The sequence below is a fragment of the Flavobacterium suncheonense GH29-5 = DSM 17707 genome (assembly GCF_000430025.1).
Taxonomy (GTDB): domain Bacteria; phylum Bacteroidota; class Bacteroidia; order Flavobacteriales; family Flavobacteriaceae; genus Flavobacterium; species Flavobacterium suncheonense.
Map to the genome: position 1 here is coordinate 1 of NZ_AUCZ01000023.1, position 6,339 is coordinate 6,339.

The window sequence follows — 6,339 nt, forward strand, 5'->3', positions numbered from 1 at the left end:
CGAATTAGAAAAAAAACATGTAGTCACTCCTATTATTTTTAATAACGAGCCATTTGATGAAGTAGCTAAGCAAGGTATGGTATGCATAAGATTACTGGAATTCCAATGTTGTATCTTAGGCGGAAATTATACCAAATGTCATGTTCCTGACCCTTCTCAATCGTGTGTTGGAAGCTGGCAAACTGTAGATGTTCTATGCACTACTTCAGCAGGCTCTGGAGGCGGTTATGATTATAGTGGTGCTGGTGGCGGTCCGCCAGACCCGCATCAAGGTGGTTCTAATGGAAATGGAAATACACACCCTGTTTATAACAATCCTGCTCCTCCGTGTGACCCCCGAGTGAATTGTCCTATGCTTGAGGATACTCAAACTGGAAATACGCCTTGTAATGAATTAAATAAACTAACAAAAAATCCAACTTATCCAACAAATCCATATATGGATAGTCAAGACGTTCGTATTAGGACAGCAGTGATAAATATGAGCAACAATGTTAATCCAAGTGGTGAGGGGGATATGGTTTTTACAACCAAGGAAATTACTCATTATATGGCCCATATGCCAACTATACACCCTCAACAGCAAATAACCACGTAAACTTCCCTCCAAGAGGCTATCAATTTGGTACGATACATACTCATCCAAATAATGGAATACATATTCCTATGTTTTCGCATGATGATATTTATTCACTATATAAAATTCGCCAAAATTATGCTTTAAATGCTTTTAACACAAGTGGAGACAACCTATTTGTATGTGTTATGACAGTGAAAATAGCTGATGATTATTACACGTATGCTATTAAAATTGATGATATTACAAAGCTACAAGAAATAGAAGAAATTCATAGTGACAAGTCAAAATGGGAAAAATTTGGCGACAAACTGGAAAATAAGTACATGAAATTTTGCAATGGTACTAGCGGTACAAAGGCACAATATGAGCGTACTTTTTTGCAGTTTCTTAAAGAACAAAATTTGGGTGTAACACTATATGAAATGGAACAATTTAACGTAGGAACACCCAATGTTCAAGAAAAATGGAAAAAACTGGAACTAGCAACAGACAATACTAACATAGACGAAATACCGTGTAATTAAAAACAAAATAATTATGAAAAATATACTTTATATTCTAATAGCTCTTATGTCATTTTCATGTAAAGCACAAGTAGTTCCACTAAATACTTATTATGATGATGCATCTACTGGAGCTTATTTTAAAGACACTTTTGATGAAATGAATAAATTTGTAGGAACATGGAAATTTACTAGTGGTAACACTACTTTAACCATTACATTAGAAAAAAAGGAAAATGTTTTTGATGGGGAGTTTTACGAGGATTTACTAATAGGAGAATATAAATATGTAAAAAACGGAATAGAGCTGATTAACACTCTGCCAGTTCTAAATGACCCTTCAATTACTGGTCGTTATCACAATATTTCAGGAAGACAAATTATTCCTAATAACATTTTTGTATTATGTAATGATTGCACTCAAAATGAACGAAGATTTAAATTACATTTTAATGACCCCCAAAGGGATTATTTATCTGTTTCTATTATATTACGGTATTTGTTAAACGAGAGTAATCCTAATAAGATGACAGTAACCGTTTTTGCCAATGATGGAGTAATGTTGCCCTATAACGGCGCACCTACTGAACCTAGAGTACCTTATGGGGAATATTTAATGATAAAACAATAAAAACCACTTACAACAAAGGTTTTGTGAAATTGCAGGTGCATTTTGTATCTGCAATTTCTGTTTTTTAACTAAATTTCAATCTATATTTGTAATGGTAGTTGCTAAAAATCTGCAACTTCACAAAGCGCCGGAACGTTGTATGAAACCTTAGACAAACTAAACGTAAAAATAATACTACATTAATATGAAATGTTTATCTTTGGAAAAACATTACAACAATGAAAAAATTAATTCTACTTTTTATTACCACTTTTGTTTTAAGTTGCTGTAACAATGATGACAACCACAACGAACAACTACCGCCCGAAACCCAAACAGGTGCAAATACAGTGGGTTGCCTTGTAAATGGTAATGTTTTTTTACCTCATGCAGAAGGCATAAACCCAGAAGTTAATTGTTTCTATCAGTATATTGACGGAGAGTTCTTTTTTAATGTTGCCTTTTTTGATTATAGAGGCACCACGCCTAAAGCAGTTAGCGTACAAACAAGGCAGATAGATTTACAAGTTGGAGAAACTTATTTATTGAATAAAAATGTAATAGATGATGGTGATTTCATAGGCGGTGGAGGTAACTTTGACATTGGAGCAAGTAACCGCTATTTTACTTCCGTTGTTAAAACTGGAGAATTAAAAATTACTCATTTGGATTTACAAAACTCGATTATTTCTGGTACATTTTGGTTTGATGCTGTTAATGCTAATGGGGAAACCGTTGAAATACGACAGGGTAGATTCGATTGGAATTATTAATATCCTATAAAATAGAAAGACTGTCCAAAACTTGAACAGCCTTTCAATGTTAACAAAATAACGTCTCACTTTTATTTAATCAACACGCAAATTTATGAAATCTTCGATTCACGAACACAAAAAAACACTCGAAAGAATGTGAGTAAAACAAATTTCATTACAATTTTGTTGGCTTGTTTTTTTACCTCCGTCATTTACGGACAGCAAGTTAACAATACCGAGTTTAAAACCAAAACTTTGCAGGTTTTTCAAAATTTAGACAAAAACCGTGTTCCACACGGCATTCTTCTTGATTTTGGCATGGAATTCACTAATCTACAAGCCTTTAACGGAACACTAACAGATTCAACGGTAACTACTTCACAAACCCTATCAGATATTTACAAAACACTTTTGATGTGCAGAGTACGTAGCAACGTTTCAACTGGTTTTATAACACCTGAAGAATATGCAACACGATGGTATACGCAACGTGAAAAGGGAACAATTACTTTGAGCGGACAATATTTTAAATACAATCGATTTGCAGATAATGCATATCCTAACAAACTGAATTACAGCAACAATCAATTTTCAGATAAATTTGTTAGTGGAATATGGCAAAATCCTTATGAAGAAAAAACACTTTTTGCAATGGCGCCTTCAATAACCAAGTATAAAGGACTCAATGTAAATGTTAAAATCCCAACTAATCTGTTTTTATCAAATTATCCTACAACGGTCCAAAATTTGCAAATTGATTTTGAAGATGGTTTAGGTTACAGATTAGTTACTTTAGACCAATTAATAAACGTAAATTACAGCCAAACAAACACATATACATGGAAATATAAAATCACGCTAACCAATGGACAAACTTTGTTAAGTCATTCGAAAATTCAAATAGAAGAAGGGATAAATGCTACCGAATGGACACAAAACCAATCCGTAACTAACAATCTCACAAATAACTTATCTGACTATTACAAAACCACAATAACTGCTACCGTTCCATATAATGGTTGGTACGGTAGTGCCACGGTATATATTAAAACTGCAAATGGTGGCACAACTATCACCAAACCACTTATTGTAGCCGAAGGTTTTGATACCGGTATAATTTTAAATCCTGAACAAGAAGCCGGAGATAACAATATCGAAGACTTCATTATTAATATAAACAATTCTGGTTCTAATCTACCATTAGAAACAAACACTTACGATATTATATATGTCGATTGGAATAATGGAGTAGATTTTATACAGCGAAATGCCTTTGTTTTAGAAGAAGTTATCAAATGGGTTAATCAGAACAAAACAGGTGGTCAACAAAACGTAGTATTGGGGCAAAGCATGGGCGGTTTAATAGCTCGTTACGCATTAAGAGATATTGAACTAAACAGAAATTTCAATCATGACACCCGCCTATATGTTTCACATGATGCTCCACATTTAGGAGCAAACACCCCATTGAGTGTTCAGTATTCGGCAAGGCATTTACGTAATTTATACATCAACACTCCAATTCCATTTTTATCAGGAGAAGTCGTATTGCCTATGATATATAATTTTGCAGAAGACTTTTCAAATATAATAAACCTTTTTGGTGGTAATACGTCGGTAGACCCTTTTATAACTCCTTTGCAGGCTTTTTCATTGGCAGATGTTCCAGCTGCAAGACAAATGCAATACACTTGGGTGACTAATAGTTACCAAATAAACAATACCATTCACGATGCTTGGCAACAAGAATTATCTCAATTAGGATATCCACAAGGATATGCAGGTCAGTCTATTAGAAACATTGCCATAGCAAACGGTAGCGAGTGTGGTGTTCCGCAAGTTGACAATGGCAATATTATGAGTTATGTAAAAGACGCTGGCAGAGATACCCTTTTGTCAAATTACATAGGGTTATTAGATGCTGTTTACGGAACAGTTCTTACAAATCCTTTAATTGTAGTTACAGCCCTTTTTCCGGGGAAATCTTATTGGGAAATAGATTTTCAATCAAAATATATGACAACCTTAAGTCAAAGTAAGAATATCTACCATGGAAGCATAAAATACAAGAAAAAAATATTTTGGTTTATCCCTGTTTCCATAACAGTTACAAACATGAATGTAAATCAACCAGCAGGGTATTTACCATACGACATTTACGGTGGTGGTCAACAAAAGACAAATCCTAACCAGTTACCTTTGAGTGGAATCACTTCTAATTCTTTCGGTTTTATTCCAACAGCCAGTGCTTTAGATATTGGTAAAGGAACAATTTTACTGAATGACACTGATTATAGAAAAAGTTATGTAGGGGCTTTACCTCCTTCTGCTCCAAAAAACACACTATTTCAAAATTTTGTAACTCATTTTGATCAATTCAACCATAACAATAATAATTCAAGGCATATTAGTTTTAACAGAAGGAATGGAAACTGGCTGAGAACTGAATTAAATACAGGTCTTACACCAGAAATAGCAGACTGTTCCTCATTTTGCTCCAATGCTCAAATTACAGGGAGTGCATATTTATGTACAACAGGCATTTATTCTGTAACAAACGAAGCAACATCAGTAAATTGGTTTATTACTGAAGGTAATTCTTTAGTTACGTATACTACAAATGGTAATGAATTAACACTTAACCAAGTAGATACAAATAATTCCGGTTATGTAACCATTGCAGCAACTTATGGCAATTCTAAATGCGGATCAACAACCGTCACTAAACAAGTTTGGATTGGTAAACCAAATGTGCAAGACAATACTATTTATGGCGGTTACAATACTGTATCTGTTAATACCACAAGTACACATTCGGTATCGGCTGTACCCGGAGCAACACAATATTATTGGTTTATATATAATTCTTCAACTAATTGTGGTTGTACAACCAACAGTAATGGTTTTATAACTTGTCCTCAAGGAACAATATTGCCGAAATTTTCTGGAAGTAACAGTTCAAGTATAACAACCACTACAAATACAGCTTCTATTAACTGGGGAAATTGTCAAGGCACTTATGTGGTTAATTGTGTGGCTAAAAACAGTTGCGGAGAAAACGGAATTTCACATAAAATTATAAATGTCTACACACCCGGTGGCGGAGGTACAAATCCTTGTGAGGATAATTTATATGTCTATCCTAATCCTGTAGAAAATGGAGAAATGAATATTATTATGCGACCTCCACCTGGCGACCCTTGTGGTGAGATTCCTGGATATGAAGGCAAAATGAATGAAGATGAAAAAACTGAATCTGAAATACGAATTTATGATTTATTCGGTAACCAAGTTCACTTCAATAAAATGAAAGACAAAGAAACTAAAATAAATGTCAATATTAAACGAGGACATTATGTTTTGAATGTATTCACAAGCAAGGGAAAAATAAAACGTGAAGTAATCATTGTTAAATAAATTCATAATAAAACCCTTTTACAAAACAAACGTAAAAGGGTTCTTTTTTTACTTATTAACTCAAAAATAAAGGCTTCATACAACAGCGGTTTTCTACAATGGCGGGTTTGAGGATTTTTTGGAATGGTTAGTGCTTGCATTTCTTCTCAAAAAGAAGTTTTTTCTTAATTACTTTTCGGTATATTATTAAACGTCAGTAATAAAAACCGCCACTGACAGAAAGCCGGCGGGACGTTATAAATCAGTTGCATTGCGCGCGCAAAAATCAGAACCTAAACGATTTCCACAAATAAATTTTCCATCAAATTTTATAACTATCAATTATAATTGTTGTGGAAAAATATTGTGGAAAAACGTTGTAAAAATTGGTACGTAAAAAACTAAACGTAAAAGCAATACTGGAAACTCAGTACGCAAATCGTTGAAATCATATTCATCTCAAATTTGCAACAAGTGTAAATTAAAAATTTACAC

5 protein-coding genes are annotated in these 6,339 nt (G+C 33.7%); all 5 read left to right on the plus strand.

The window, feature by feature from the left end; translation table 11 throughout:
- Window positions 1-598: hypothetical protein (locus G498_RS15840; RefSeq protein ID WP_035754199.1), on the plus strand; the 598-nt coding region annotated here is incomplete at its 5' end.
- A 68-nt stretch (window positions 599-666) separates the two neighbouring features.
- On the plus strand, window positions 667-1,104 hold the full coding sequence (locus G498_RS0109570; protein ID WP_154656451.1) for a hypothetical protein: 438 nt from the start codon (window positions 667-669) through the stop codon (window positions 1,102-1,104).
- A gap of 13 nt (window positions 1,105-1,117) precedes the next feature.
- The gene (locus G498_RS0109575; protein WP_131387715.1) at window positions 1,118-1,714 is read left to right on the plus strand and encodes a DUF6705 family protein; all 597 of its coding nucleotides are present in this window, start codon (window positions 1,118-1,120) and stop codon (window positions 1,712-1,714) included.
- Between the two features lie 218 nt (window positions 1,715-1,932).
- Complete coding sequence (locus G498_RS0109580) at window positions 1,933-2,466, plus strand: DUF6252 family protein (protein WP_026980969.1); 534 nt, start codon at window positions 1,933-1,935, stop codon at window positions 2,464-2,466.
- A gap of 138 nt (window positions 2,467-2,604) precedes the next feature.
- A complete protein-coding gene (locus G498_RS15845) occupies window positions 2,605-5,865 on the plus strand; it encodes a T9SS type A sorting domain-containing protein (RefSeq protein ID WP_161625341.1) in 3,261 nt (1,086 codons plus the stop codon).
- Window positions 5,866-6,339 lie beyond the last annotated feature (474 nt).